This window comes from Streptomyces sp. NPDC053750, from assembly GCF_044544295.1.
Taxonomy (GTDB): domain Bacteria; phylum Actinomycetota; class Actinomycetes; order Streptomycetales; family Streptomycetaceae; genus Streptomyces.
In genome coordinates this window covers 324,697-350,069 of the sequence record NZ_JBITXB010000008.1, presented here as the reverse complement: position 1 = coordinate 350,069, position 25,373 = coordinate 324,697, and the positions used below count along the sequence as shown (strand labels likewise).

Below are 25,373 nucleotides of genomic sequence, written 5' to 3'. Positions count from 1 at the left end.
TACGGCCGAATGCCCCGCCCCCTGGGACTTCCCTTGGGCGGGGCACCACCGCATCCGCCGGTCAGCGATCCGTCGCGCTGCCCCGGACGACACAGGACCGGCTGTTCTCCCAGCCCCACCCGTCACCGTCGGGATCCGAGGCGCTGCCGTTGGCGCAGTACGAGTACCCGTTGGGCGCGAGCCCGCCGGGGACCACGCACGAGCGGCTGTTCTCCCAGCCCCACCCGTCGCCGTCCGGGTCGGAAGCGCTGCCGTTCACGCAGTAGGGGTAACCGTTGGGAGCGGTACCGCCCGTGCCACCGTCGTCACCGCCGCCGTAGACGGTGGCCGTCCGGGACGTGGCGACGATGCCGTTGCTGCCGTTGAAGAAGCGGTCGCCCCAGCTGGTCAGCGAGTTCGGGTGGAAGCCGTCGACCATGTCGAGGTACTCGACCCCGCTGCCGTTGCCACTCCAGGACCAGCCGATGTAGCCGATGCCGAGGGACTGGGCCGTCGCCATGATGGCGTCCTCGTCGGGGTTGCCGTCGCTGTGCTGGTCGCCGAACTCACCCACGATGATGGGCAATCCGTTGCCGACGAAGGCGTTCAGGTAGTCCTGCACCTCGGCGGCGGTGTCGTAGACCCCGTACATGTGGATGGAGAAGATGGTGTTGCGGTCGGGGTCGGAGGCGAAGACCGAGGCCGCGTTGGACCGCATCGTGCCGGACCAGTCCTGACCCCAGTTGGGTGCGTCGACCATCAGGGCGTGGCCGATGCCGGCGCCGCGGAGCTTGGTGATGGCCGCCTTGGTCGCGTCGGTCCACGCGGTGTAGTTCGTGTTGCCGAAGGGCTCGTTGCCGACGTTGACGACGACGTAGTCCTCCTGGCCCTCCAGCGCGCTCTTCACGCTGATCCAGTAGTCGGCCGCCTGGTCCAGGCTGGTCGCGGCGCCGTCCTCGCCGTAGCCGGTGGTGTCGTGCACCTCCAGGACGCAGATGACCTTGTTGGCCTTGCACTGCCCGATGAGCTTGGAGACCTCGGACGCGGTCGTCTTCGTCCAGCGGCCGCCACTGCCGAGCACGACGCGGACGGTGTTGGCGCCCTTGGCCGCGATGTCGGCGATGGAGCTGGTCCGCTCGGGGTACCAGGTATAGGCGTGGTTGACCCCGCGCATGACGAACGCGCTGCCGTTGCCCTCGACGACGCGTCCGTCGCTGACGTGGATACCGCCTTCCGCCGCCTCCGCCTTGCCGGTGAATGGCCCGGCGAGTGAGAGCAGCAGCCCGAGGACGGCGGCGAACGCCATCCCCGCCGTCGTGATGAGCGTGCTTCTTGGCTTTCGCATGTGTCTCCTCGGATGAGTGGGACGGGGTGACGGCACCTGGCCGGGTGCGCTGAACGCACCGTGCCGACGCACGCGGATGACAACGATGTCGGGCAGTGAAAGCGCCGCCCGACACAGACGTCACGGACGTCGGGGGTTGCGGAGCAGGCACCGGATAAGCGGTGCGACGGGTCGTCGAGGCGGCCGGAAGGGGGCTGCCGACTCCCCAGCGCCACACCATGAGGCACCGGATGTTCCATCCATGTCAATAGACGGTTCAGGATTCGCCTCAGCGAGCTGAGAACACCAGGAAGCTAAACCGCTAAACCTGCTGCCCAACACCAAGAGATGCCTACGAGCAGGCGGTCACCAGTAAGAAGGCGCCCTGCGCAATTGATTGACAGTCGAAGTAGCCGCCTCTACGTTCCTCTCCGGTTAACCGGTACATGCGAGTCATGCTCCGAACGAGAGAGCCGCCATGCATGGTCACCCGCTGCCCTCGGCCAGACGGTGTGAGACGCCTCTGCTGCTCCTGCTCGTGGCCGCGTTGGCGGGCGCGTGTCTGTCGCTCATGCGCCCCCCGGCCTCGGCCGCCGCCGACAACCCCTTCGTGACGCGTTGCGGGATCCGCTTCTGCCTCGACGGCGAGGAGTGCTACTTCGCCGGCGCCAACGCCTACGACCTGTTCACCTTCGGGTCGGGCTCCGGCGACACCGAGGCGCAGTACATGGACAAAGTGGGAGCTGTCGTTCACCTTCCCCGGCGGCCAGTCCGTCACGCAGATCTGGAACGCCATCCGCGTCCAGGACGGTCGCCGCGTGACCGTGACCCACCCCTCGGGCTACAACATTCCATCGCACCCGGAGCGACCGTGAAATTCGGGTTGAGCGGCGCCTCGCAAGCCGGCACGAACGGCGTTCCGGGCTCCTTCACGCTGAATGGAACGGCCTGCTCGTCAGTGTGACCTTCGTGACACTGCTGGAGCCGTGCGCCTCACGGGGCAGCTCTTCGCTCTCGTTTGCAGTGCCCCTGAGTGAAACTCCCGGTGGAATTTCCGCGGTCCGGGTGGCATTTCCACAGCGAAGCTCTCCGTGACACGGGGAGGGGCGCGGCATGACGCCGCGCCCCTGGACCGTCCCTGCCCGCCCCTCCTACGACGGGGGCGGCGCGGTCGACGCCCGCGGTACCAGCGAGGGCGTCGCGACGGGCCCGGAGGTCACGTCGTGGCCCGCCAGCACCTCGAACAGCACCCGCGCGACCTGCGCACCGAACCCGTGCACGTCGTGGCTCATCGCCGAGAGCGTCGGATGGGTCAGTCGGCACAGCTGGGAGTCGTCCCACGCCAGCAGTGACAGGTCGTCCGGCACAGAGACACCCATCTCGGCGGCGACACCGAGTCCAGCGACCGCCATGATGTCGTTGTCGTAGAGGATCGCCGTGGGCCGCTCGGCGGACAGCAGCAGGGAGCGGGTGGCCCGCGCGCCGTCCTCGCCCGAGAAGGCCGTCTCGACGTGCGGACCGCAGTCGAGGCCGAGTTCGCTCATAGTCCGTTCGAACGCGGTCGTCCGGATGGCGCTGTGCCCGAGCCCCCGGGGACCGCCCACGTGCGCAATGCGCCGGTGCCCCAGCACCGCCAGGTAGCGCACCGCCTCGGCGACGGCCGCGTCGTCGTCGGTCCACACCGACGGGAATCCGCCCGTGAGGGACGGGTGACCGACCGCCACAGCCGGGAGGCCGATGCGCCGCAGCGGGACGATCCGTGGATCCTCGTGATGGAAGTCGACCAGGATCGAGCCCCCAATCTGCCGCTCCCGCCACCAGCGTTCCTGCAGCCCGATCTCCTCGTCCAGCGAGCCGACGAGGCGCAGCAGCAGTGAGCAGTCGCGCTCGGCCAGCACGCTCTCGATGCCGGAGACGAACTCCATGTAGAACGGCTCCAGGCCCAACAGCCGGGCGGGCCGGCAGATCGCCAGGCCGACGGTGTCGACGGACTGGCGCGACAGACTGCGGGCCGAGGAGTTCGGGGCCCAGCCCAGTTGCCGGGCCGCCGCGAAGATCCGCTCCCGGGTGGCGTCGGACACCCCCGGCTTGTCGTTGAACGCCAGGGACACGGCTCCCTTGGACACGCCGGCGGCCGCGGCGACGTCCTTGATGGTGACGCGTACGGACGGTGCGCTCACGCCGGTTCCACGCAGAACAGCGCCGCTCGGACGGCATTGGCCCCGGTGTCGGTCGCGCCCGTGACCCGCAGGCGGAGTTGTTCGCCGGGGAGGAGGGTGCGCAGTCCGGTGTCACAGACCGCGTCCGGTCCGAGCCGGTCGGCCTGCAGGAGGAGGTCGCGTACGAGGGTGTGTGCGGTGACCACGACCTCGACATTACCCGTCCCGGCACCCATCGGGGACTCCACGGCCACGTCGTAGTGCGGGACCGGGTAGGCGAACTCGCGGTCCGTTACGGGCAGGTGCACGCTGCGCAGGTCCTCGCTGTCCGCGACGAGGAACTCCTTGGCGGACCCCTGGGCGGGGGCCAGGTCCTGCGGCACGGTCCGGCGGTGCACCGCGCGGGCGGCGACGGTCACGTCGAGCACGTGCTCGGCCACCTCGGTGCCGTCCGCCCGCAGGCGTCGCAGTCTGATGCGTGCCTGCCAGGGCTCGGCGGACTGGTTGACGGCGGCGAGTACGGGGAGGCCGTCATCGCCGTCGCCCGGCTGGAGCGTGAGGAGGCGGTCCGCGTAGACCCGGCGCAGCTCGTGGTAGAGGGGCTTGAGTCGGCCGTCGCCGTCGATGGCCGACCAGGAGCTGACCGGCCAGCAGTCGTTGATCTGCCAGACGATGGTCCCGGCGCACACGGGCCAGTGCGAGCGCCAGTGCTCGATCCCGGTGGCGATCGCGCGGGCCTGCACGACCTGGGTGAGGTAGTGCCAGCGGTCGAAGTCGCCCTCGGGCAGCACGAAGTGGCGCTCCACGCCCCGGTTCAGCTTGCCGTTGCCGTCCTCCGCCTTCTGGTGGTGCAGCATGCCGGGAGAGTCGGGCGCGAGCCGTTCGCCGGGCAGCGCGCGCCGCAGGGTCGCCATCGCGGGCGGCGCCTGCCAGCCGAACTCCGACACGAAGCGGGGCACCGAGTCGCGGTATTCGGCGTAGTCCCGGCGGTTCCAGACCTCCCACGAGTGGTAGGTGCCGTGGGCCGGGTCGTTGGGGTGGTGGTCCCAGGAGCCGGACCAGGGGCTGCCCGCCGTGTAGGGGCGGGTGGGGTCGATTTCGGCGACGATCCGCGGGAGCAGGTCCAGGTAGTAGCCGCCGCCCCAGGAGTCGCCGCGCAGCTCGGGCTCCCAGTCCCAGTCACGGAAGCCCCAGAGGTTCTCGTTGTTGCCGTTCCACAGCACGAGCGAAGGGTGCGACATCACCCGGACAACGTTGTCGCGGGCCTCGGCCTCGACCTCGCCGCGCAGCGGCTGCTCCTCGGGGTAGGCGGCGCAGGCGAAGAGGAAGTCCTGCCAGACCATGAGGCCCAGCTCGTCGCAGGCGTCGTAGAAGGCGTCGTCCTCGTAGATGCCGCCGCCCCAGATCCGTACCAGGTCGACGCCCGCGTCGGCCGTCTGGCGCAACCGGGTGCGGTAGCGGTCCGGGGTGATCCGGGACGGGAACACGTCGTCGGGGATCCAGTTGACCCCGCGCGCGAAGATCCGTTCACCGTTGACGACGAGGGTGAAGCCGGTGCCGTGCTCGTCCGCCGAGCGGTCCAGTTCCACGGTCCGGAAGCCGATGCGCCGGTGCCAGGAGTCGAGGAGCCGCTCTTCGGCACCGGGACCCGCGGCTTCCTCGGCGAGCTCGAGTTCCAGGTCGTACAGGGGCTGGTCACCGTATCCGCGAGGCCACCAAAAGGCGGCGTCGGGCACCTCCATGGTCAGTACGGCTTGTGTCCCCTGCACCACGCCGCGCGCCTCGGCGAGGCCGTCCCCGACGGTGGCACGTACGGCGAGCGGGCGGGCCGTCCCCTGCGCGGTCCGCTCGATCTCGATGCGTACCTCGACGCGGCCCGTGCCGTCGTGGACCGTCACCAGGGGGCGTACGTCGGCCAGCCGGGCCGTCGACCAGCGTTCCAGCCGGACCGGGCGCCAGATGCCTGCGGTCACCAGGGTCGGGCCCCAGTCCCAGCCGAAGCTGCTGGCCATCTTGCGGATGTACTGGAACGGCTCGGGATAGACGTTGGGTCGCTCCCCCGTCAGTGCCCGCACCGAGGACGCCTCGTCGTAGGCGGAGGCGAAGTCCACCTCCAGGCGCCCGTGGTGGCCGGTGACGTCGAAGCGGTAGCGCCGGTGCATGTTCCGGGTGCGGCCCAGTTCCCGGCCGTCCAGCGTGATGGTCGCAGCGGTGTCGAGTCCGTCGAAGACCAGGTCGGTCCGCTCGTACCCCTCCCCGGCGGTGTCGGAGGCCGACAGGTCGCGGGCGTAGGTCCAGGCCCGCTGTCCGACCCAGGCGACGGCGGGTTCGTTGACGCCGAGGAAGGGGTCCGGGATCAGGCCGGCCGCGAGCAGATCAGTGTGGACGCAGCCGGGGACCTGGGCGGGCAGCAGGTTGCCGCTGTGGCTCAGGCTCCAGCCCTCGGCGAGCGGGAGGACTTCCTTCATGTACGGCTCCTTCGGCGGGACGGGCCCGGTGTCGTATGAACGCGGCTCAACCTAACCCCACAGAAGTGAACCGGTCTAGCCCTCTTTCCCTGCCAGGAGTCCATACGGAAGCACAGTTGGCGCATGAATAGCCCGACTCGGCCTCTCACCTCAGGTAACGATTGAGTATCGCGAAGGTTTGGGAAGCTTTACCGGTTCACAAGTGCCTGACATAGTCGCCGTCAACCACCACCGGAGCCCGAGCCGTAATCCTTGGAAAGGAGCTGGGCACATGGGGAAGAGGACGCTGAGCGTCGCACTGCTTGCCACCGCGATGCTGACCGTTGCGGGGTGCAGCGGAGGGGGAAGCGCGAACGCCGGCGAGACCGCCGCCGCGCCGGTGAACCCGGACGGCGTCTCGGGGGACATCACCGTGCTCACCAATCGCACCGACCTGGTCGAGGACGGGACGATGAAGAAGTACGCCGCCGAGTTCAACAAGACCTACCCCGACGTGAAGGTGAAGTTCGAGGGCCTCACCGACTACGAGGGGGAGGTGAAGATCCGCATGAACACGGAGGACTACGGCGACGTCCTGCTGATCCCTTCGGCGGTGGCCAAGGGCGACTATCCCAAGTTCTTCGCGCCGCTCGGGGAGACCTCGTCGATGAAGCCCACCTACCGCTTCACCGACAAGACCGACGTCGGCGGCAAGACCTACGGCATCGCCACCTTCGGAACCGCCAACGGCCTGGTGTACAACAAGCCGCTGTGGAAGCAGGCCGGGATCACCGACTGGCCGACGACGACCGAGCAGTTCCTCGACGACCTCGAGACCGTCAAGGACAAGACCGGGGCGACCCCGTACTACACCAACTTCAAGGACGGCTGGCCGCTGGAGAGCCCCTGGACCAACAGCGTCGGCTCCATCAGCTGCGACACCCGGGGCCACGACAAGCTCGCCGACATGGACGAGCCGTGGGCCGAGGGCAACGACCTCAACGCCCTCGACACCCTGCTCTACGACATCGTCCACGAGAAGCTGTCGGAGAAGGATCCGGCCACCACCAACTGGGAGAGCTCCAAGACCCTCCTGGCCAAGGGCAAGGTGGGCAGCATGGTGCTCGGCTCCTGGGCCATCAACCAGATGCGGGACGCGGCCGAGAAGGCCGGCCAGAACCCCGACGACATCGGCTTCATGCCCCTCCCGTCCCAGAAGGACGGCGCGTTCTGCTCCACCCTGGTCTCCGACTACCAGCAGGCCGTCAACATCCACTCCGACCACAAGGAGGCCGCACGGGCGTGGATCGACTGGTTCACCGAGAAGTCCGGATACGCGGCCAAGGAGGGAGCGGTCTCCGCCCTGAAGTCCGAGGGCATGCCGGAAACGCTCAAGGAATACGTTGACAACGATGTCAAGATGATTGAGCGCTCCGCGGCGCGGACGGCCGACGTGGACGCCATCGACAACGCTTCCGAGATCGGACTCAACAAGCCGGACTACCGCAAGAAGCTGATCGACATCGCGCGCGGCGCCACCGACGGATCACTCGAGGGCTACCTCGACGACCTGAACAAGCGATGGTCCGAGGCCAAGCAGACCGTCGGCTCCTGACCCCGGCACCCGCCTGCACCCAGCACCCGCCGGGTCCCTTCCCCGCCTCCCCGGTGAACGGGACCCGGCGCCCAGTGCCCTCAGCGGACGACGAAAGGCCCTGGCTCCGCAATGACCCGAACCGCTTCCACCGCGTCACCACCAGCCCCGGCCGCCGCGCCGGGCCGGACCGGAAAACGACCCTCCCGGCATCGCGCACGGGCCGGCGCCTCGGGGCGGGACCGGCCGATGCGCAAGCTGACCCCGTGGCTCTTCCTGCTGGCGCCCCTGGCCCTGCTGATCACGTTCACGTACGTGCCGGTGGGCAACATGATCTACTACAGCTTCACCGACTGGGACGGCGTCAGCCCCGACCGCAACCACGTCGGCACGGAGAACTACACCGAGATCTTCACCCGGCCTGAACTGTTCCGGGTGTTCGCGGTGAGCTTCTACTACCTGGCGGCGTCCGTCGTACAGATCGTCATCGCCCTGTACTTCGCCGCCGTCCTCAGCTTCGATCTGCGCTTCAGGAACCTCTTCAAGGGCATCCTGTTCTTCCCGTACCTGATCAACGGCGTGGCGATCGGCTTCGTCTTCCTGTACTTCTTCCAGGACGGCGGCACGCTCGACTCGGTCCTGTCCTGGTTCGGCGTCGGCACCGACCACACATGGCTGGGCACCCCGGAGTCGGCCAACACCTCCATGGCCGGCGTGTCGGTGTGGCGCTTCACCGGTCTGAACTTCGTGCTGTTTCTCGGCGCGATCCAGTCGATCCCCGGCGAGCTGTACGAGGCCGCCCAGTTGGACGGTGCCGGCCGTTGGAAGCAGTTCCGGCACATCATCGCGCCGAGCATCCGGCCGGTGCTGAGCCTGAGCGTCATCCTGGCGATCTCCGGCTCCCTCAGCGTGTTCGAGATCCCGTACATCATGACCGGCGGTGCGACGGAAACCTCGACGTTCGTCATCCAGACGGTGAAGTTCGCCTTCCAGTTCAACAAGACCGGCCTGGCCTCGGCCTGTGCGGTGGTGCTGCTGGTGATCATCCTGATGATCACCTGGATCCAGCGCCGCCTCGTACCCGACGAGAAGGTGGACCTCGTATGACCCTCACCGCCCCCACCCGCCGCGCGCAGGAGCCGGCGCGCCGCCGCCCGCGCGTCAGCGCCGCCCTGACGTACCTGTCGCTGGTCGTCGCCTCCCTCGTGGTGCTGCTGCCGCTCGTCGTGGTTTTCCTGACCTCGCTGAAGTCCTACGAAGAGATTTCCGACGGCCAGGGCGCCCTCGCCCTGCCGGACAACTGGCTCAACTTCTCCAACTACTCCACGGCCTTCACCGACGGCCACATGATGACGGCCTTCGGCAACACCGCCTTCATCCTGCTGTTCTCCATCACCGGCACCGTGATCATCGGCTCGATGACCGCGTACGCCATCGACCGCTTCGACTTCCGCTTCAAGAAGCTGGTCATGGCCCTCTTCCTGATCGCCACGCTGGTGCCGGCCGTGACGACCCAGGTCGCCACCTTCCAGGTCGTCAACAGCTTCGGGCTGTTCAACACCCGCTGGGCCCCGATCCTGTTGTACATGGGCACGGACATCGTGGCCATCTACATCTTCCTGCAGTTCATCCGCGGGATCCCGAAGTCCCTCGACGAGGCGGCGCGGCTCGACGGCGCGAACTCCTTCACCATCTACCGGAAGATCATCTTCCCGCTGCTCAAGCCGGCCATCGCGACCGTGGTCATCATCAAGGGCATCACCACGTACAACGACTTCTACATCCCCTTCCTCTACATGCCCGCCGAGGACCTCGGAACCATGTCGACGGCCCTGTTCCGGTTCAAGGGGCCGTTCGGGGCGCACTGGGAGAACATCTCCGCGGGAACCGTTCTCGTCATCGTGCCTACGCTGGTGGTCTTCCTGTTCCTCCAGCGCTACATCTACAACGGCTTTGCCCAAGGGGCCACAAAATAGCGAATCCCCCGCCGCGTCGGGTCTGCCGGACGAGGAGTTCGGGCGTACTGAAGGCGACGTCGGAGCCGCCCGCGCCGCAAGGGCGACCAGAAACCTTCGAAAAGGTGGAGGTCGGGTGTGTGGGCGGCAGGCGGTGGATGGCCAGTCAAGCGAAAAGACGCAACCAGCTCGAGCAGGGGACAGCCGTGGCATGAAGTCGTCGGCTGTACGGACCAGCCGTCTCAACGGGACCTGGTTCGCGACCGTTGCCCCTGGCCGGTCGCGGACCAGGCACTCGTGCGTGGCAAGTGATCGGTTCTCGTTCCGAGGGGAACCGATCCGGCCAAGATACGGCGGAACCTCGGACAGGCAGCGGTTGGACGGCGGGCGGAGCCGGCCGGGATCGGCTGGAAATGGCCGCTGTTTCACAGACGCCCCTATATCGCGGGGTACGGGAAACCGGTCTGACCAGGCTGGAGACCCCGCGGGCGGCATACCGCTTGAGGCATCGGATGATCTCACGACCGGTTTTGCCCTCCTGAGTGCGGCGTTCGTAGTGCACCTGGGTGCGTGGGTCGTGGCGTAGCCGGGTGCAGACGATGCGGTGCAGGGCCGCGTTCGCCTGGCGGTCGCCGCCGTAGTTGAGCCGGCGCGTGCTCCGAGGCCAGAGGAGTACGCGATGGGGCTGACTCCGCAAAGGGCGGGCGGAGGACGCCTTGGAGTTCAGTCGCTCGGGGTTGTCTCCCATGGTGATTGGTGATCAGCAAGGTGACTGCACTGTCCGGGCTGGTGCCTACCGGTGTCAAGCAGGGGGTATGCCGATGCTGGCGGGCATCCTCACCGGCCGCGACCACATGGGCCCGGCTAGCCAATGCCATGGTCCGGTGCGGCACCGGCCACCGTGTGCGTCGCTCAGCGCACCACATGCCGGCCTCGCGACGGGCGGCAGCACTTCTGTAGATGCCGAGCGTCCGGCCCGGTTCGCCGCCTGATCCGGCCAGTGGCCGACTCCGCGCTCTACTCGGGCCGGCCTTCGTTGGTCAGACTGCGGCATCGAGGTGGCCGGGGGCGGGAGGCAGGTATGGCAGCTCGGCGTGGACGAGGTGCGGCTGTGCGAAAGCGGAGGGCGATCTGGCTGAAGCGGGCGTCGGTGTGTGGGGCCATCGCCATAGCTCTCCTGGCGATGTTCTGGTCGGTGGTCTGGCCCTATGTCACGGGGGTACTGCTGCTGGGCTGCGTGGGAACGGTCGCTTGGTGGCTGTGGCGTATTGACCGGCTGGTGCGCAAGCGGGACCACCTCTGGCGACAGGCCGACATGATCGAGGCCGGTCGGCGGACGCTGACCGAGGTGGATGCCATGACCGGTACAGAGTTCGAGGAACTGGTCGCGAACCTCTGCCGACGAGACGGGTGCGTCGAGGTACGCCGGGTGGGCGGCGCGAACGACAGCGGAGCTGATGTCGTCGGCCGTCTGCCGGACGGCCGGAGCATGGTGATCCAGTGCAAGCGGTACGCACCGACCAGCACGATCGCGAGCCGTGAACTGCGGGACCTGCTGGGGGCCCGGGTGCATTTCGGTGCCGACCTGGCCGTGTTCGTGACGACCACGCGGTTCAGTCGGCCGTCCGAGAAGTTCGCGTTGCAGCACGGGATTCTCGCTGTACACCGTGACCACCTGGGAGTGTGGAACGGAGGGGCCTCCTTGATGTCAGTCGCCGAGATCGACGGTGCCGGTCAGGGGAACGCCCGGCACCGGACACGCTGGAAGCAGGCGTACAGCGAGTAACCCCTGTAGAGGGGCAGGAGGCAGGGCTCCTGCCTGATCAGCCCCTTTCGTGTCGTACAGCCGCCACGCCGGCCAGCGGATGGCTTCTTCTTTCTCGCCGCTGCCGCTCAGCAGGTTCCGCCGGTGCAGCGTCAGCCGCAGGTGACGTGCCGCGTCGGCGCCTTCATCTGGCCCCCGATCGAGCAGCACGGCCCGGGTTGCTGTGCCATCGGTGCCGCGCACCAGCGCATCGACCGGATGCCCGTGGAGGCTCTCTCCAGGTGACCTGCTCAACCGGCGACCTGCTGATCAAAGCCGCAAGACGCCGACATTCGGCACAGCCCGTTTCGGGACCTGGGCGCGCCCATGCCGTTCGTGCGCGTGACCTTCGCTGCCGCAAGGCCGATACTGCCGACAGCAGGGATCCCGACCAAGCCGCACCCTCCGTCCGACGGACCTGACGAACCGTCACGAAAGTCAGCATTAACGCAGCATCAGTACCGCCAGAACCCGCTCCGAGCCGTCACAGAACGCCAAGATCGAAAATCGGTCCCACCACACTCTGAACAGCAAAAACACAGGTCATCGACTGGCCTGCCAGGCTTCCCAGGAGGTACCCATGAGGATGCTCATCAACGTCCCGGAGACCGTGGTCGCGGATGCCCTGCGCGGTATGGCGGCCGCTCATCCCGAGTTGACCGTGGACGTCGAGAACAGGGTGATCGTGCGGCGGGACGCTCCCGTGGCCGGAAAGGTCGCGCTGGTGTCGGGGGGCGGCTCGGGGCACGAGCCGTTGCACGGGGGGTTCGTGGGTCCGGGGATGCTGTCGGCGGCCTGTCCGGGTGAGGTGTTCACCTCGCCGGTGCCGGACCAGATGGTGCGGGCGGCGGCGGCCGTGGACAGCGGGGCCGGGGTGCTGTTCGTCGTCAAGAACTACACCGGTGACGTGCTCAACTTCGACATGGCCGCCGAGCTGGCCGAGGACGAGGGCATCCAGGTCGCGAAGGTGCTGGTCAACGACGACGTGGCGGTGACGGACAGTCTCTACACGGCCGGCCGGCGCGGCACCGGCGCGACGCTGTTCGTGGAGAAGATCGCGGGGGCCGCGGCGGACGAGGGCAGGCCGCTGGAGCGGGTGGCGGCGATCGCCCGCCAGGTGAACGACAGCTCCCGCAGTTTCGGTGTCGCGCTCAGCGCCTGCACGACGCCGGCCAAGGGCAGCCCCACCTTCGATCTGCCGGCCGGTGAACTGGAGCTCGGCATCGGCATTCACGGGGAACCCGGCCGGGAACGGCGCCCGATGATGACCTCGGGCGAGATCGCCGAGGCCGCCCTCGACGCGGTGCTGACCGACCTGGACCCGCGCAATCCCGTACTGGTGCTGGTCAACGGCATGGGCGCGACTCCGCTGCTGGAGCTGTACGGCTTCAACGCCGAGGTGCAGCGGGTCCTCGGCGAGCGCGGTGTCGCGGTCGCCCGCACTCTCGTCGGCAACTACGTCACCTCGCTGGACATGGCGGGTGCCTCGGTCACCCTCTGCGAGATCGACGAGGAACTGCTGGGCCTGTGGGACGCGCCGGTGAAGACGCCGGGCCTGAGGTGGGGCATGTGACGGCGAACCGGGGAAAGGATCGCAGCGTACCTACCAGGCAAGGAGATCCAGTGCTCGACGCCGACTTCTTCCGCCGTTGGATGACGGCGACCGCCGCGTCGGTCGACCGCGAGGCGGAACGGCTCACCGCCCTCGACTCGCCCATCGGCGACGCCGACCACGGCAGCAATCTCCAACGCGGGTTCACGGCCGTGACGGCCACGCTGGAGAAGGAGGCGCCCGACACGCCGGGGGCGGTTCTCACCCTCGCCGGGCGGCAGCTCATCTCCACGGTCGGGGGCGCCTCCGGCCCGCTGTACGGGACGCTGTTGCGCCGTACGGGCAAGGCGCTCGGGGATGCCGCCGAGGTGAGCGCGGAGCAGTTGGCCGAGGCGTTGCGGACCGGGGTGGACGCCGTCCGGCAGCTCGGAGGTGCCGCACCAGGTGACAAGACCATGATCGATGCCCTGGTGCCCGCCGTGGACGCCCTCGCCGACTCGTTCGCCGCGGCCCGCGCCGCGGCCGAGGAGGGGGCCGTGGCGACCACGCCGATGCAGGCCCGCAAGGGCAGGGCGAGCTATCTCGGCGAGCGCAGCATCGGGCACCAGGACCCCGGGGCGACCTCGTCGGCGCTGCTCGTCGCCGCGTTGGAGGAGGCGGCCGGTGAGTGACGAGAAGCTGGTCGGGATCGTGCTGGTGTCGCACAGCGCGGAGGTGGCCGCGTCCGTGGCCGAACTGGCGAAGGCACTGTCGGGCGGTGGCGTGGCGGTGCCCGTCGCACCCGCGGGCGGGACGGCGTCCGGCGGGTTCGGCACGAGCTCCGAGCTGGTCGCGGCCGCCGCCGCGTCCGTGGACCGGGGGGCGGGGGTCGCCGTCCTCACCGATCTCGGCAGCGCGGTGCTCACCGTGAAGGCGCTGATCGCCGAGGGCGACGAGCTTCCGGGGAACACCCGGCTGGTCGACGCCCCCTTCGTCGAGGGTGCGGTGGCCGCGGTCGTCACGGCCGCGACGGGCGCCGACCTCGCGGCCGTGGAGGCGGCGGCCGCGGAGGCGTACGCCTACCGAAAGGTCTGAGGGCACACCGGGTGGCGGCGGGAGGACGCGCTCCGGCCGCCCCCGCTGCGGGTGTCAGTCGCGTGCGCCGCCCACGAACTCGCGCGCCAGCCGCTCCCCCGCCTTCTCGGCGGCGGCCCGGTCCTCGATGGGGTCGACCTTGCTGCCCCGGAAGACGATGTACGTCACGCCGGAGGCGACGCCGCCCGCGTGCGGGTCGGCCGGAATGCCGAGCGACCGCGCGGCGGCGTAGGAGGCCTCGCCGATGATGTCGCGGGGGCCTACGTCGCCGACGACCGCGTACCGCACCCGGTCCCCGTGGACGACGGCCGCCACCGATCCGCCGCGGACGTCGTACGCGCGGTGGTCCCAGATGGTGCTCGGCTGGGGCACGACGACATAGGGCAGCTTTTCGGCGTCCAGGGGGCGGCCGTCCGACTGGGTGTAGGCGGTGGCGGAGCTGAAGTGCGGGTCGGTACGGCTGTTGCAGTGGTCGCCGGGCCGGCCGTCGCAGTCGACGTCCAGGTCGGCCTTCCAGTACACCGCGTCCCGCGTACCGCAGACCGGGATGTTCGCGGGCGCTCCCGCGTCGCTGCGGTAGCGCCCGCGCGAGACGGGGGCGCAGTCCCGCACCTTGGCCAGGAGGTCGGCGGCGCTGACGGGTCCCGCGCGCCGCGCCTTCTGCGGCCCGGCTGCGGCCTCGGACCCGGGCCGGACCCCGGACGGCGGAACGGGCCGCCCGGCCCCGGCCTGCGGCACCGGTCCGATCCGGGGGCCGGACCGGTCCGCGCGGGCCGGTCCCGTCTGGGGCGGGTGGCCGGACCGGAGCTGGACCCGGGGGCCGGAGAGGTCCGGGGGCGAGGGCCGGACGTCGGGGAACGTCGTGGGGGCGAGCAGGGCGGCGCTGGCCGCGACCAGTGTCAGCGACTGGACACGCACGTTGAGGGGCCTCTCCTCGGGGACATGGACGGTCATTCGGCCACATCTGTCCCCGAATCGGTCGCGCGGCCACCTTTTATGGGCCAGACGGCGCACGGCCGTGTAGTCACCGTCGACGGCCTCTTGAGGTGACCTCTCGCGGTGACCTCTTGATGGGGCTCTTGATGGGGCTCTTGATGTGATCGCGTCACAAGGGTCATATTGGTCCGGACCATTGCCGTCGAGTCGCCGCCGTCCCGGGAGGCAGAGCCGTGCGAGACGTTCCCGTCCCCGCTGATCCCGCCCCTGCTCCCGCCCCTGATCCCGGTCGTGGTGTCGTCCTGCGCCGCTGCGCCCTGCTCTGCGGCGCACTCGTCCTGGTCACGTCCTGCGGCCGAGGCGGAGGTGACGACGGCGACGGCGGACTGCCCGGGGTGCCGACGGGCGTCACCGCCGAAGCGGGCAGTGCGACGACCGTGCACGTGATGTGGAACGCCGTCGAAGGGGTCGACGCGTACGAGGTGTACCGCGGCGGCGCGAAGGTCGAGGAGGTGCCGGCGTCCGACCGCATGGTGGACGTCACCCGGCTGCGCCCCTCGACGGCCTACGCCTTCACCGTGCGGGCCCGCGACGCCGACGGCCGGCTCGGGCCGCGCAGCCGGGAGGTCCGGGCGTCCACCCCCGCCGCCGTCGCCGACGCCTCGGCGCCGACGCGCCCGCAGGGCGTCCGGGGCCGGGCGGCGGGCAGCCGTGCGGTCCAGCTGAGCTGGTCCGCCGCGACCGACGACCGAGGGGTGGTGTCGTACGACATCCACCAGGGCGGCACGAAGGTGCACAGCGTCGGTGGCGGTCAGACGGCGGCCGTCGTCACCGGGCTGCGACCGGGCACCGACTACTCCTTCACGGTCCGGGCGCGCGACGCCGCCGACAACGTCTCCCCCGCCAGTGTCGCCGTCCCGCTCACCACCCCGGGCTCCGACGACGGACACGCCACCGCACCCACCGACCTGCGCGCCGCCTCCCACCGGGCCGACGGGGCGTACTACCTGGACCTCACCTGGGTCCCGCCGCGCACCGACGGCACGGTCACCGAATACCAGATCCACCTGGACGGCCGCCCGGCGACCTCACTCGTCTACGGCGGCGACGCCCCGCGCGACCGGGCCGAGTACAGCTTCTACGCGGGGCGGGAGGCCGGCGTGACCCACCGGGTGCGGGTCAGGGCCAGGCTGGCCGACGGGACCTGGGGCGGCTTCTCGGAGGAACGGAAGGTGACCACGGGCGCGGGCCGATGACATCCGGGAGGCGGTGCGCCGGGGTGGGGAACGCGTCACCTGGGCGGTCGCGCTCGGCATGCGGGCGCGGCCGGCGCCCTGTTGGCTGCCCCTGAGGCAGCACGGGCGTTCCCGATCCCGGCGGCGCAAGGGATGTACCGCCGACCGTGCCACCGAAGGGCAGTCGACACATGCGCATCTCATCGCCGCTTCTCCGCTCCGGCCCGATCGTGGCGATCGCCGCCGCGCTGCCCGTCGCCCTGGCCGCCGGGCCGGCCGCCGGGGGCCCGGGGATCTCCGTGAGCACCACCGGGAGCACGGTGTCGGTCACGACCACCGCCTGTGCCCAGCTCAACGGCAGTTGGGGCACCGCATCGCTGGTCACCGGCGGTCAGGGGAACTTCGCGCAGGGGCGTCAGGTGGCGCTGTCCGGAAGCGCTTCCGGACAGTCCGCGGCCTGGTCGGGCATCACGCCGGGCACGTACACGGTCATCGTCATGTGCTCGAACAACAGCACCGCCGGCACCCAGACGGTCATCGTCTCCGCGGCGCCCTCCCCGTCGCCCAGCCGCCCCGCCTCCCCCGCTCCGTCCGCCTCTCCGGGCGGCGTCCTGGGCGGTCTCGGGGGGACCGTGCAGGACTACGGCACGGTCACCCTCGTGGCGGGCGGCGTGCTGGTCGGCTCCGGGGTCATCGCCGCGGCCTGGTTCCTGCGCCGCCGGTCGAAGCCGTCGCGGTTCTGAGCGCCGCTTCCGCTGAAAAGAACCTCATCGGGGAGCCGTCAGGCCGGCCCGTCGCCGGGCAGCTCGGCGAACTCCGCCAGCGCGTGTCTGAGCCACTGGGTCCAGAACGTCTCCAGGTCGATGCCGGCGCGCAGCACCAGGTGCCGCAGCCGGTCCTCGGTGCTGTCGCTGCCGGGCGGGAAGTCCCGCTTCTCGATCTCCTCGTACTCGGCCAACTGCCGTTCGTGCAGCTCCAGATGGCGCCGCAGGTCCGCCTCGATGCCGGTGGTGCCGACCACCGCGGCGGCCCGCAGCCGCAGCAGCATCGTGTCCCGCAGGGGCCTGGGGTCCTGGGCGGCGGCGGTCCAGCGGGCCAGTTCGTCGCGGCCCGCGGGCAGGACCTCGTACGACTTCTTCTGCCCGCGGGCCGGTGCCTGTGCGGGCAGTGCGCGGATCAGGCCGTCCGCCTCCAGTTTTCCCAGCTCGCGATAGATCTGCTGGTGGGTCGCCGACCAGAAGTAGCCGATCGACTTGTCGAACCGGCGGGTCAGCTCCAGCCCCGACGACGGCTTTTCGACCAGGGCGGTGAGGATCGCGTGCGGGAGTGACATGCGCTCATCCTAGGGACGGCCCACGCGCCTCCTGGGCCCACGCACCTCCTACAGCGCCGCCGCCAGCTCGGTGCCCTGCTTGATGGCGCGCTTGGCGTCCAGTTCGGCGGCCACGTCGGCGCCGCCGATGAGGTGCGCGCTGCGCCCGGCGGCGACCAGGTCGTCGTACAGGACGCGGCTCGGCTCCTGGCCCGTGCACAGGACGACCGTGTCGACCTCGAGCACCGTGGACTCGCCGTCGACGGTGACGTGCAGTCCGGCGTCGTCGATCCGGTCGTAGCGCACGCCCGGGACCATGGTGACGCCGCGGTGCTTCAGCTCGGTGCGGTGGATCCAGCCGGTGGTCTTGCCGAGGCCGGCGCCGACCTTGGTGGTCTTGCGCTGGAGCAGGTGCACGGTGCGCGGCGGCGCGGGGCGCTCGGGTGCCCCGAGCCCGCCGGGGGCGCGGTAGTCCATGTCGACGCCCCAGAGGCGGAAGTACGTCTCGGGGTCCTCGTGCGCCTTGCCGCCGCCGTCGGTGAGGTACTCGGCGACGTCGAAGCCGATGCCACCGGCGCCGAGGACGGCGACGCGGTCGCCGACGGGGGCGCCGTCGCGCAGGACGTCGAGGTAGCCGACCACGCTCGGGTGGTCGACGCCCGGGATGTCCGGGGTGCGCGGGGTGACGCCGGTGGCGACGACGACCTCGTCGTGACCGTCGAGGTCGTCGGCCGTGACCCGGGTGTTCAGGCGTACGTCGACGCCGTGCTCCTGGAGTTGCGTACGGAAGTAGCGCAGCGTCTCGTCGAACTCCTGCTTGCCGGGGACCTTGCGGGCGACGTTGAGCTGGCCGCCTATCTCGCTCGCGGCGTCGAACAGGGTGACCTCGTGGCCGCGTTCGGCCGCGCTCACCGCGCAGGCCAGTCCGGCCGGTCCGGCGCCGACGACCGCGACGCGCTTGCGCCGCCGGGTCGGGGCGAGGACCAGTTCGGTCTCGTGGCAGGCGCGCGGGTTGACCAGGCAGGAGGTGAGCTTGCCGCCGAAGGTGTGGTCCAGGCAGGCCTGGTTGCAGCCGATGCAGGTGTTGATGGCCTCGGGCCGGCCGGCCGCGGCCTTGGCGACGAAGTCGGGGTCGGCGAGCATCGGGCGGGCCATGGAGACCATGTCGGCCGTGCCGTCGGCGAGCAGCTGCTCGGCGAGTTCGGGGGTGTTGATGCGGTTGGTGGTGACCAGCGGGACCTTCACCTCGCCCATCAGCCGCTTGGTGACCCAGGTGTAGGCGCCGCGCGGGACGGAGGTGGCGATGGTGGGGATGCGGGCCTCGTGCCAGCCGATGCCGGTGTTGATGATCGTGGCTCCGGCGGCCTCGACGGCCTTGGCGAGGGTGATCACCTCGTCGAGGGTGGAGCCGCCGGGGACCAGGTCGAGCATGGACAGGCGGTAGACGACGATGAAGTCCTCGCCGACCGCCTCGCGCGCCCGGCGGACGATCTCGACGGGGAAGCGCATCCGGTTCTCGTACGAGCCGCCCCAGCGGTCGGTGCGGTGGTTGGTCCGCGCGGCGATGAACTCGTTGATCAGGTAGCCCTCGGAGCCCATGATCTCGACGCCGTCGTACCCGGCCTCGCGGGCGAGGCGGGCGGTGCGGGCGTAGTCGTCGATGGTGCGCTCGACCTCGGCGTCGGTCAGTTCGCGGGGCACATGAGGGCTGATCGGCGCCTGGAGCGGGCTCGGGGCGACCAGGTCCTCGTGGTAGGCGTAGCGGCCGAAGTGCAGGATCTGGAGGGCGATGCGGCCGCCCTCGCGGTGCACGGCGTCGGTGACGACCCGGTGCCGCTCCGCCTCCGCGCCGGTGGTGAGCTTGGCGCCGCCCGGGTAGGGGCGGCCCTCGTCGTTGGGGGCGATGCCGCCGGTGACGATCAGGCCCACTCCCCCGCGCGCCCGGGCGGCGTAGAACGCGGCCATGCGCTCGAAGCCGCGCTCGGCCTCTTCCAGGCCGACGTGCATGGAGCCCATGAGGACCCGGTTGGGAAGCGTGGTGAAGCCCAGGTCCAGCGGGCTCAGCAGGTGGGGGTAGCGGCTCATCGGGCCCTCCGTGCGCGGTGTCGTGCCTCTGTTGTAGAGGACGGCCGCCACCTTTTGCAACTAGTTGCATAAGGTGGCGTCGCACACAGCGGGCCCGCGGCGGTTTCCGCTCAGTGGCTCTCCAGCCTCACGTGAAGCTCCCGCTCCTGGTCCCCGGAGGCCGTGCTCAGGTCGTGCACGGTGAACAGGGAGTCCAGGGTGGTGCGGAAGCGCTCGATCGCCCAGTAGCCGCCCTGTACGTCAGCCTCCACGGAGGCCGTGAGCCGGGCGGGGTCGCACATGCCGTGGGCGTCGGCCACGTCGAAGGTGCCGAGCCACACCGTCGGGCGCACCTCGTCGTAGTCCCGGGGCACCTCGTCCGAGCGCCGGTCGGACGAGAAGCACGTGCACAGGGCCTCGAACACGGTCCGGGCGTCCTCCTTGCTGCATCCGCTCAGCTCCACCGAGACGGACTCCGGATGCAGTCGCTCACCGTCCATCGTGATCGCTCCTCTCCTGGCCGCGGCGCGGCACCGCGGGCACCCGGGCGCCGCGCGGACACCGCACCCATAACCCCAGAAAAGCACCACCTCGGGCGAAGCACTACCGGCGCGGACCGCGCACGGCCGCCTCAGCCGAGGGTGAAGCGGTAGGTCTTGCTGTCCGTCAGCACACAGAAGCCCGGGGAAACGACGACGACGCGCAGGGTGCCGGTGCGGCGGTCGTAGTCGATGCCCTCCGCCTCGAAGCTGCCGGAGCAGGCGCTGCGCAGAGGCAGCTGCCGCAGGGCGGTGACGTGGCCGGTGACGTCCGCCGTGCCGTTCGGCGCGGCGGACAGGTCGATCCTCAGCAGCGGCTTGGTGATGCCGAAGAGGGTGCCCGCCGGGTCGTCGGAGGAGCACAGGAGCGTGGTCGCGTCGAGGAAGTCGCACCCCTGGACGTCCCGCACGGCGTGGTCCAGGTGGACGGTGGCCGCCTGCGGGAGGTTCGCCGAGGGCGAGGTGCCCGGATGGACGCCGGGGGTGGGGAAGACCAGCAGCCGGTTCATGGTGCCCCACTCGCCCGCGAGCATCCACTGGCCGTCCGGCGAGATCGCGGACCAGGAGTTGTTCCGTGCCTCCCCCGCGCTCAGCGTGTGCACGTACTCCGACCAGCTGCCGTCCGGTGCCTGCACGCGGAACATCTTCGTGTTTCCGTCGTCGCGCTGGTACGGCTCGACGTAGTGGCCGTCGTAGGAGGCGTCAGGGTCGCCGACGTGGTTCCAGCCGCGGCTGCTGAGACTGAGGGGGATGGTGCCGATGCCGGTGTAGCGGTTGGGGCTGCCGGCCGGGACCTCGACCGAGGCCAGGCCCTGGCTCTCGGTGAGCGGGTCGGCCCGGTCGGAGCCCACCTCGGTCCAGGTGCCGGCGGCGGGGGCGGCTGTCGCGGCCGGTCCCGCCAGGGTGAGGGCGAGGGCGGCGAGTCCGGTCAGGACGGTGGTGCGACAACGTTGCCGGGCGGCACGCGGGGCGCGGGACAGGGGCATGAGGGCTCCTCGGTGGGGGCGACGGAGGGTACGCACTCGGCGCACAGTGTGACGCGAGCGGGAAGTCATGTACAGACCAAAACCAGGTCGTGCTCCGTGGGGCGGTCGCTGCCGCGCCGGGGGATGCTGGGGGGAGACGGCAGCGGCCTCGGGAAACGGCCCTGTACACGGTGGAACGCGGTAGAACAAAGGAGTCGGCATCAAAAAGACGTGCCGCGCGCAGCGGCGAAGGCGGGGCGTGGGATGAGTGCAGCCGGGTCTGCCGGGTTCGAGGGCGAGGCGCCGTCGCGGCGCGGACCGCTACGGCCCAGCGGGCTGCTCGACGTGCTGAACGTGGCCTCGGTCGTGCTGGACACCGAGGGGCGGATCGTGCTGTGGAGCCCGCAGGCCGAGGAGCTGTTCGGATACTCCGCACGGGAGGCGCTGGGGCAGTACGCCGCCCGCATCATGGTCCACGAGCAGCACCTCGACCTGGTCGTGAAGCTGTTCGCCGAGGTCATGAAGACCGGCCAGAGCTGGGCCGGCGCGTTCCCCATCCGCCGCAAGGACGGCAGCACGCGGCTCGTGGAGTTCCGCAACATGCGCCTGCTGGACGACCGGGGGGACGTCTACGCGCTGGGGCTCGCGGCCGACCAGTCGACCGTGCGCCGGCTGGAGCAGGACGTGGCGCTGTCCACCCGGGTGATCCGGCAGTCGCCGATCGGGCTGGCCGTGCTGGACACGAAGCTGCGGTACGTCTCGGTCAACCCGTCCCTGGAGCGGATCAGCGGCATCCCCGCCGAGGACCACCTCGGCCGGACCGTCCGCGAGGTGTTGCCCCGGATGGACGCCGACGCCCTGGAGGCGGCGGCGCGCCGGGTACTGGAGACGGGACGGCCGATCGTCGACCAGTCCGCGACCGGGCGCACCCCCGGCGACCCGCACGAGGACCACGCCTGGTCGGTCTCGCTGTACCGGCTGGAGGACGCCGTCGGCACCGTGCTGGGCGTGGCCTGCTCGATCGCGGACGTCACCGAGCAGTACCGGGCGGGCGTGGAGGCCGAGGCGGCCCGGCGCCGGCTGGCCGCGGTGGCGGACGCGTCCGCGCGGATCGGCACCACGCTGGAGCTTGACCGCACCGCGCACGAACTGGCCGACGTGGCCGTGCCGGACCTCGCCGACATAGCGGCCGTGGATCTCCTGGAGAGCGTGGTGAAGGGCCGGCGCAGCACCCTGGGCCCGGCCGAGCCCGCGGTGATCCGCGCCCTGGCCGTGCAGGCGGACGACGCCCCGCAGGCCCTGCTCGCGGCCGATCCGCCCGGGCAGGTCGCCCGCTACGGTCCGGACCGCCTGGTCACCGAGTGCGTGCGCACCGGCCGGCCGGTGATGGTGGCGCAGGTGACGGAGGAGGACCTGTTCCGTATCGCCCGCTCGCCGGAGGCGGCCGAGCTGCTGCGCCGGGCGGGGGTGCGGTCGTACCTGGCCGTGCCGCTGATCGCGCGCGGCGAGGTGCTCGGCGCCCTGGACCTCAAGCGGATCGGCAACCCCCTGCCCTTCGGCGAGGACGACCTGCTGCTGGCCCGGGAGCTGGCCGCCCGCGCGGCGCTGCAGATCGACAACGCCCGCTGGTACCAGAACGCCCGCGACTCCGCGCTCACCCTCCAGCGCAGCCTGCTGCCCCGGCATCCGCCGGTGACGGGCGGGCTGGAGGTCGCCTCCCGCTACCAGCCCGCCGAGGCCACCAGCGAGGTCGGCGGCGACTGGTTCGACGTGATCGAGCTGGAGGGCTGCAAGACCGCGCTAGTGGTGGGCGACGTGATGGGCAGCGGCATCGCGGCGGCGGCCTCCATGGGGCGGCTGCGCACCGCGACGAACACCCTGGCCGCCCTCGACCTCGATCCGGCGTTCCTGCTGGAGCACCTCGACCGGACCACGGCGGGCCTGGACCAGGCCATCGCCACCTGTGTCTACGCCGTCCACGACCCGCACCGGCGGCAGTGCCGGATCGCCAACGCCGGGCACCTGCCGCCGGTCCGCCTGCGGGCCGGCCGTCCGCCGGAGCTGCTCGACCTGCCGACCGGGGTGCCGTTGGGGGTGGGCGGTGTCGCCTTCTCGACCACCACCGTCGACCTGGAGCCGGGCGACCGGCTGGTGTTCTACACCGACGGTCTCGTGGAGACGCGCCGGCATCCGCTCGACGAGCGGCTGAACGCCCTGCTCGCCCTGTTGGAGGGTCCGGACCGCCCGTTGGAGGAGGTCTGCGACCTGCTGCTGCGCACCCTGCACGAGCCGGAGAACTCCGACGACGTGGCCCTGCTCATCGCCCGGGCCACGCCGCCGTCGTGACGGACCGGGTGCGGTCGGTCCCGGACGGACCGGATGGGGGCGTCAGTCCCTGACGCCGATCACCACGTGGGCGTACAGCTCCTCGCAGACCGCGAGGCGGGTCCTCAGGCCGCCGCGGGTGAAGGCGTCGACGGCAGCCGACGCCTGGCGTTCGCTCGTCTCGACCAGCAGGCAGCCGCCGGGCGCGAGCCAGCGGGACGCCTCGGCGGCGACCCGGCGCAACACGTCGAGTCCGTCGGAGCCGCCGTCGAGGGCGACCAGCGGCTCGTGGTCCCGGGCCTCGGTGGGCAGCAGGGCGACGTCGCCGGTGGGGACGTAGGGCACGTTGGCCGCGAGGATGTCCACCCGGCCGCGCAACGCGTCGGGCAGCGCGTCGAACAGGTCACCGGCGTACACCCGCCCGCCGGCGCCGGCGAGGTTGCCGCGCGCGCAGTCCACGGCGGCCGGGTCGACGTCGGCGGCGTGCACCTCGGGCCGGTCGAGCGCGGCGGCCAGGGCGGCACCGACGGCGCCGGAGCCGCAGCACAGGTCGACGACCACGGCCGCGTCCGGCGCATGGGCGAGGGCCTCGGCCACCAGGAACTCGGTACGGCGGCGGGGGACGAAGACACCGGGGGCGACGGCGATCCGCAGGCCGCGGAACTCGGCCCAGCCCAGGACGAGTTCGAGGGGCAGGCCGGTGACGCGGCGGTCCACCAGGGCGATGAGTTCGCCGGGGGTGCGGGCGGCGCCCAGTATGAGTTCCGCCTCGTCCTCGGCGAAGACACAGCCCGCGGCGCGGAGCGCGTCCACGACGGAGTCACGCGAGGGGAAGGCGGAGGAGAAAGGGGAAGGAGAGGGTGACGCGGAGAACAGTGGGGGCATGGAAGCCGAGAGCCTTTCGGGAACCGAAGGGCGCTCTCACGGTCACCCGTTGCCGGTGACCGCACTGCCGTGAGGTGAGAGCACCCGGGTCGACACAGCGGTAATGGGTCTCACCTCCCAGGCGTTCGGCGGCCGGGACTGTCCGCGGCCGACGGCCACACTACACCGGTGATCACACACCGACGGTCTCCTCGGCCTCATCGTCCGCTTCGTCCCCCGCTGTCGAAACGGCCTTCTGCTCCTGCGGCCGCGCGTGCTTCGCGAGGGACGGCGGAGCCGTCCCCGGTCTCGTCCACGCTGCTCGGTCATCTGGAGGAACGCGGGGGCTGCCGGGCCACGGCGCGTCCCGGCCCGGGGCACCGAGAGCCGCCGGATCGTCTTCCGGGAGCGGCTCGCCGACCGGCCCGAGGAAGACCTGGTCCGCTGCGCCGCGTATCCGGAGCGGTACAACGCGTGGCAGGACACCGCACCCGACGGGGACCGGGGCGGGGACCAGGACCGAGGACCGTCCCGGGAACACGTACCGTGGAGCGGGTACGCACTGATCACGCCGCCGGGGGCCACCCCCTCCACGGCGGCCCGAAAGGCCCCCTCGCATGCACACCACCCGCGGTTTCACCGGGCGCCCGCACGCCACCCGGCCGGGGCTGCCGCCCGGCCAGTACGACGCCGGCGACGACTGGCCCGTCCTGTCCGCCGAGGTCACACCCGACCTGTCGCCCGCCGACTGGACCTTCCGCGTGGGCGGGCTGGCGGCGGAGCCCGGCACCTGGGACTGGGCCGGGGCCCACCGGCTGCCGGCGTCGGCGTACGCGGGCGACATCCACTGCGTGACCGGCTGGTCCAAGTTCGGGGTGCGGTTCGGGGGCGTGTCCCTGGACGCCTTCCTCGACGCGGTGCGTCCGCTGCCGTCCGCCACCCACGCCGTCGCCTACGCGCACACCGGCTACACCGCGAACCTGCCCCTCGCGGACCTGACCGGCGGGCGCGCCTGGATCGTGTGGGAGTACGACGGGCGGCCGCTCGCCGCCGAGCACGGCGGTCCGGCGCGGCTGGTGGTGCCGCACCTGTACTTCTGGAAGAGCGTCAAGTGGATCGCGGGCCTGGAGCTCCTCGACCACGACGAGCCGGGCTTCTGGGAACGCAACGGCTACCACGCACGCGGCAACCCCTGGCAGGAGCAGCGGTACTCCGGTGACTGAGACGGCGACACACACGACAGCG

The 25,373-nt window shown here is 70.9% G+C and carries 21 protein-coding genes; 12 read left to right on the top strand and 9 right to left on the bottom strand.

What is annotated here, in order from left to right:
- Positions 1-61: 61 nt before the first annotated feature.
- The gene (locus tag ACIGO6_RS24415; RefSeq protein ID WP_399879452.1) at positions 62-1,324 is read right to left on the bottom strand and encodes a cellulase family glycosylhydrolase; all 1,263 of its coding nucleotides are present in this window, start codon (positions 1,322-1,324) and stop codon (positions 62-64) included.
- Between the two features lie 722 nt (positions 1,325-2,046).
- Between ACIGO6_RS24415 and ACIGO6_RS24410 the strand changes: the two genes are divergently transcribed.
- Positions 2,047-2,178: a hypothetical protein gene (locus ACIGO6_RS24410; protein WP_399879509.1), complete on the top strand. Its 132-nt coding sequence runs from the start codon at positions 2,047-2,049 to the stop codon at positions 2,176-2,178.
- A 276-nt stretch (positions 2,179-2,454) separates the two neighbouring features.
- Here ACIGO6_RS24410 and ACIGO6_RS24405 read toward each other — a convergent pair whose 3' ends face one another.
- Together ACIGO6_RS24405 and ACIGO6_RS24400 are read right to left on the bottom strand one after the other, a co-directional pair.
- A complete protein-coding gene (locus ACIGO6_RS24405) occupies positions 2,455-3,483 on the bottom strand; it encodes a LacI family DNA-binding transcriptional regulator (RefSeq protein ID WP_399879450.1) in 1,029 nt (342 codons plus the stop codon).
- A complete protein-coding gene (locus ACIGO6_RS24400) occupies positions 3,480-5,930 on the bottom strand; it encodes a glycoside hydrolase family 2 protein (RefSeq protein ID WP_399879448.1) in 2,451 nt (816 codons plus the stop codon). The genes ACIGO6_RS24405 and ACIGO6_RS24400 overlap by 4 nt, the downstream gene beginning before the upstream one ends.
- Before the next feature lie 271 nt (positions 5,931-6,201).
- Between ACIGO6_RS24400 and ACIGO6_RS24395 the strand changes: the two genes are divergently transcribed.
- The 7 genes from ACIGO6_RS24395 (at position 6,202) to ACIGO6_RS24365 (ending at position 13,888) form a co-directional block, all read left to right on the top strand.
- Complete coding sequence (locus ACIGO6_RS24395) at positions 6,202-7,524, top strand: ABC transporter substrate-binding protein (protein ID WP_399879446.1); 1,323 nt, start codon at positions 6,202-6,204, stop codon at positions 7,522-7,524.
- 111 nt (positions 7,525-7,635) lie between these two features.
- Entirely contained in the window at positions 7,636-8,610 is a 975-nt protein-coding gene (locus ACIGO6_RS24390) for a carbohydrate ABC transporter permease (protein WP_399879444.1), read from the top strand.
- Positions 8,607-9,479 carry a carbohydrate ABC transporter permease gene (locus ACIGO6_RS24385; RefSeq protein ID WP_399879442.1) on the top strand — a complete coding sequence of 291 codons (873 nt, stop codon included), beginning with the start codon at positions 8,607-8,609 and terminating at the stop codon, positions 9,477-9,479. The genes ACIGO6_RS24390 and ACIGO6_RS24385 overlap by 4 nt, the downstream gene beginning before the upstream one ends.
- Positions 9,480-10,569: 1,090 nt before the next feature.
- The gene (locus ACIGO6_RS24380) at positions 10,570-11,244 is read left to right on the top strand and encodes a restriction endonuclease (protein WP_399879440.1); all 675 of its coding nucleotides are present in this window, start codon (positions 10,570-10,572) and stop codon (positions 11,242-11,244) included.
- A 598-nt stretch (positions 11,245-11,842) separates the two neighbouring features.
- The gene (gene dhaK / locus ACIGO6_RS24375) at positions 11,843-12,835 is read left to right on the top strand and encodes a dihydroxyacetone kinase subunit DhaK (protein WP_399879438.1); all 993 of its coding nucleotides are present in this window, start codon (positions 11,843-11,845) and stop codon (positions 12,833-12,835) included.
- A 50-nt stretch (positions 12,836-12,885) separates the two neighbouring features.
- Positions 12,886-13,485, top strand: a complete 600-nt coding sequence (dhaL, locus tag ACIGO6_RS24370) for a dihydroxyacetone kinase subunit DhaL (protein ID WP_399879436.1) — start codon at positions 12,886-12,888, stop codon at positions 13,483-13,485.
- Positions 13,478-13,888, top strand: coding sequence for a PTS-dependent dihydroxyacetone kinase phosphotransferase subunit DhaM (locus ACIGO6_RS24365; protein ID WP_399879434.1), 411 nt, complete (start codon positions 13,478-13,480; stop codon positions 13,886-13,888). The genes dhaL and ACIGO6_RS24365 overlap by 8 nt, the downstream gene beginning before the upstream one ends.
- Positions 13,889-13,942: 54 nt before the next feature.
- On the opposite strand, the gene ACIGO6_RS24360 is transcribed toward ACIGO6_RS24365, so the two are convergent.
- Complete coding sequence (locus ACIGO6_RS24360; RefSeq protein WP_399879432.1) at positions 13,943-14,842, bottom strand: glycoside hydrolase family 75 protein; 900 nt, start codon at positions 14,840-14,842, stop codon at positions 13,943-13,945.
- A 215-nt stretch (positions 14,843-15,057) separates the two neighbouring features.
- Here ACIGO6_RS24360 and ACIGO6_RS24355 point away from each other — a divergent pair, with 215 nt between their 5' ends.
- On the top strand, positions 15,058-16,080 hold the full coding sequence (locus ACIGO6_RS24355; RefSeq protein ID WP_399879430.1) for a fibronectin type III domain-containing protein: 1,023 nt from the start codon (positions 15,058-15,060) through the stop codon (positions 16,078-16,080).
- Positions 16,081-16,250: 170 nt separating this feature from the next.
- Positions 16,251-16,802, top strand: a complete 552-nt coding sequence (locus ACIGO6_RS24350) for a hypothetical protein (protein WP_399879428.1) — start codon at positions 16,251-16,253, stop codon at positions 16,800-16,802.
- Positions 16,803-16,840: 38 nt separating this feature from the next.
- Here the strand turns inward: ACIGO6_RS24350 and ACIGO6_RS24345 are convergent, their stop codons facing one another.
- The 4 genes from ACIGO6_RS24345 to ACIGO6_RS24330 all read right to left on the bottom strand — a co-directional run bounded on the left by ACIGO6_RS24345 (position 16,841) and on the right by ACIGO6_RS24330 (position 20,960).
- Positions 16,841-17,392 (bottom strand): PadR family transcriptional regulator, encoded by a 552-nt coding sequence (locus ACIGO6_RS24345; protein ID WP_399879426.1) that lies wholly within the window; start codon positions 17,390-17,392, stop codon positions 16,841-16,843.
- 48 nt (positions 17,393-17,440) lie between these two features.
- Positions 17,441-19,456: an FAD-dependent oxidoreductase gene (locus ACIGO6_RS24340; RefSeq protein ID WP_399879424.1), complete on the bottom strand. Its 2,016-nt coding sequence runs from the start codon at positions 19,454-19,456 to the stop codon at positions 17,441-17,443.
- A 110-nt stretch (positions 19,457-19,566) separates the two neighbouring features.
- Positions 19,567-19,935 (bottom strand): hypothetical protein, encoded by a 369-nt coding sequence (locus tag ACIGO6_RS24335; RefSeq protein ID WP_399879422.1) that lies wholly within the window; start codon positions 19,933-19,935, stop codon positions 19,567-19,569.
- A 131-nt stretch (positions 19,936-20,066) separates the two neighbouring features.
- Entirely contained in the window at positions 20,067-20,960 is an 894-nt protein-coding gene (locus ACIGO6_RS24330) for a hypothetical protein (protein WP_399879420.1), read from the bottom strand.
- Positions 20,961-21,203: 243 nt separating this feature from the next.
- Between ACIGO6_RS24330 and ACIGO6_RS24325 the strand changes: the two genes are divergently transcribed.
- Positions 21,204-23,285, top strand: coding sequence for a SpoIIE family protein phosphatase (locus ACIGO6_RS24325; RefSeq protein WP_399879418.1), 2,082 nt, complete (start codon positions 21,204-21,206; stop codon positions 23,283-23,285).
- 42 nt (positions 23,286-23,327) lie between these two features.
- Here ACIGO6_RS24325 and ACIGO6_RS24320 read toward each other — a convergent pair whose 3' ends face one another.
- A complete protein-coding gene (locus ACIGO6_RS24320) occupies positions 23,328-24,149 on the bottom strand; it encodes a putative protein N(5)-glutamine methyltransferase (RefSeq protein WP_399879416.1) in 822 nt (273 codons plus the stop codon).
- 596 nt (positions 24,150-24,745) lie between these two features.
- On the opposite strand from ACIGO6_RS24320, the gene ACIGO6_RS24315 reads away from it, so the two are divergent.
- The gene (locus tag ACIGO6_RS24315) at positions 24,746-25,351 is read left to right on the top strand and encodes a sulfite oxidase-like oxidoreductase (RefSeq protein ID WP_399879414.1); all 606 of its coding nucleotides are present in this window, start codon (positions 24,746-24,748) and stop codon (positions 25,349-25,351) included.
- Positions 25,352-25,373: the final 22 nt, after the last annotated feature.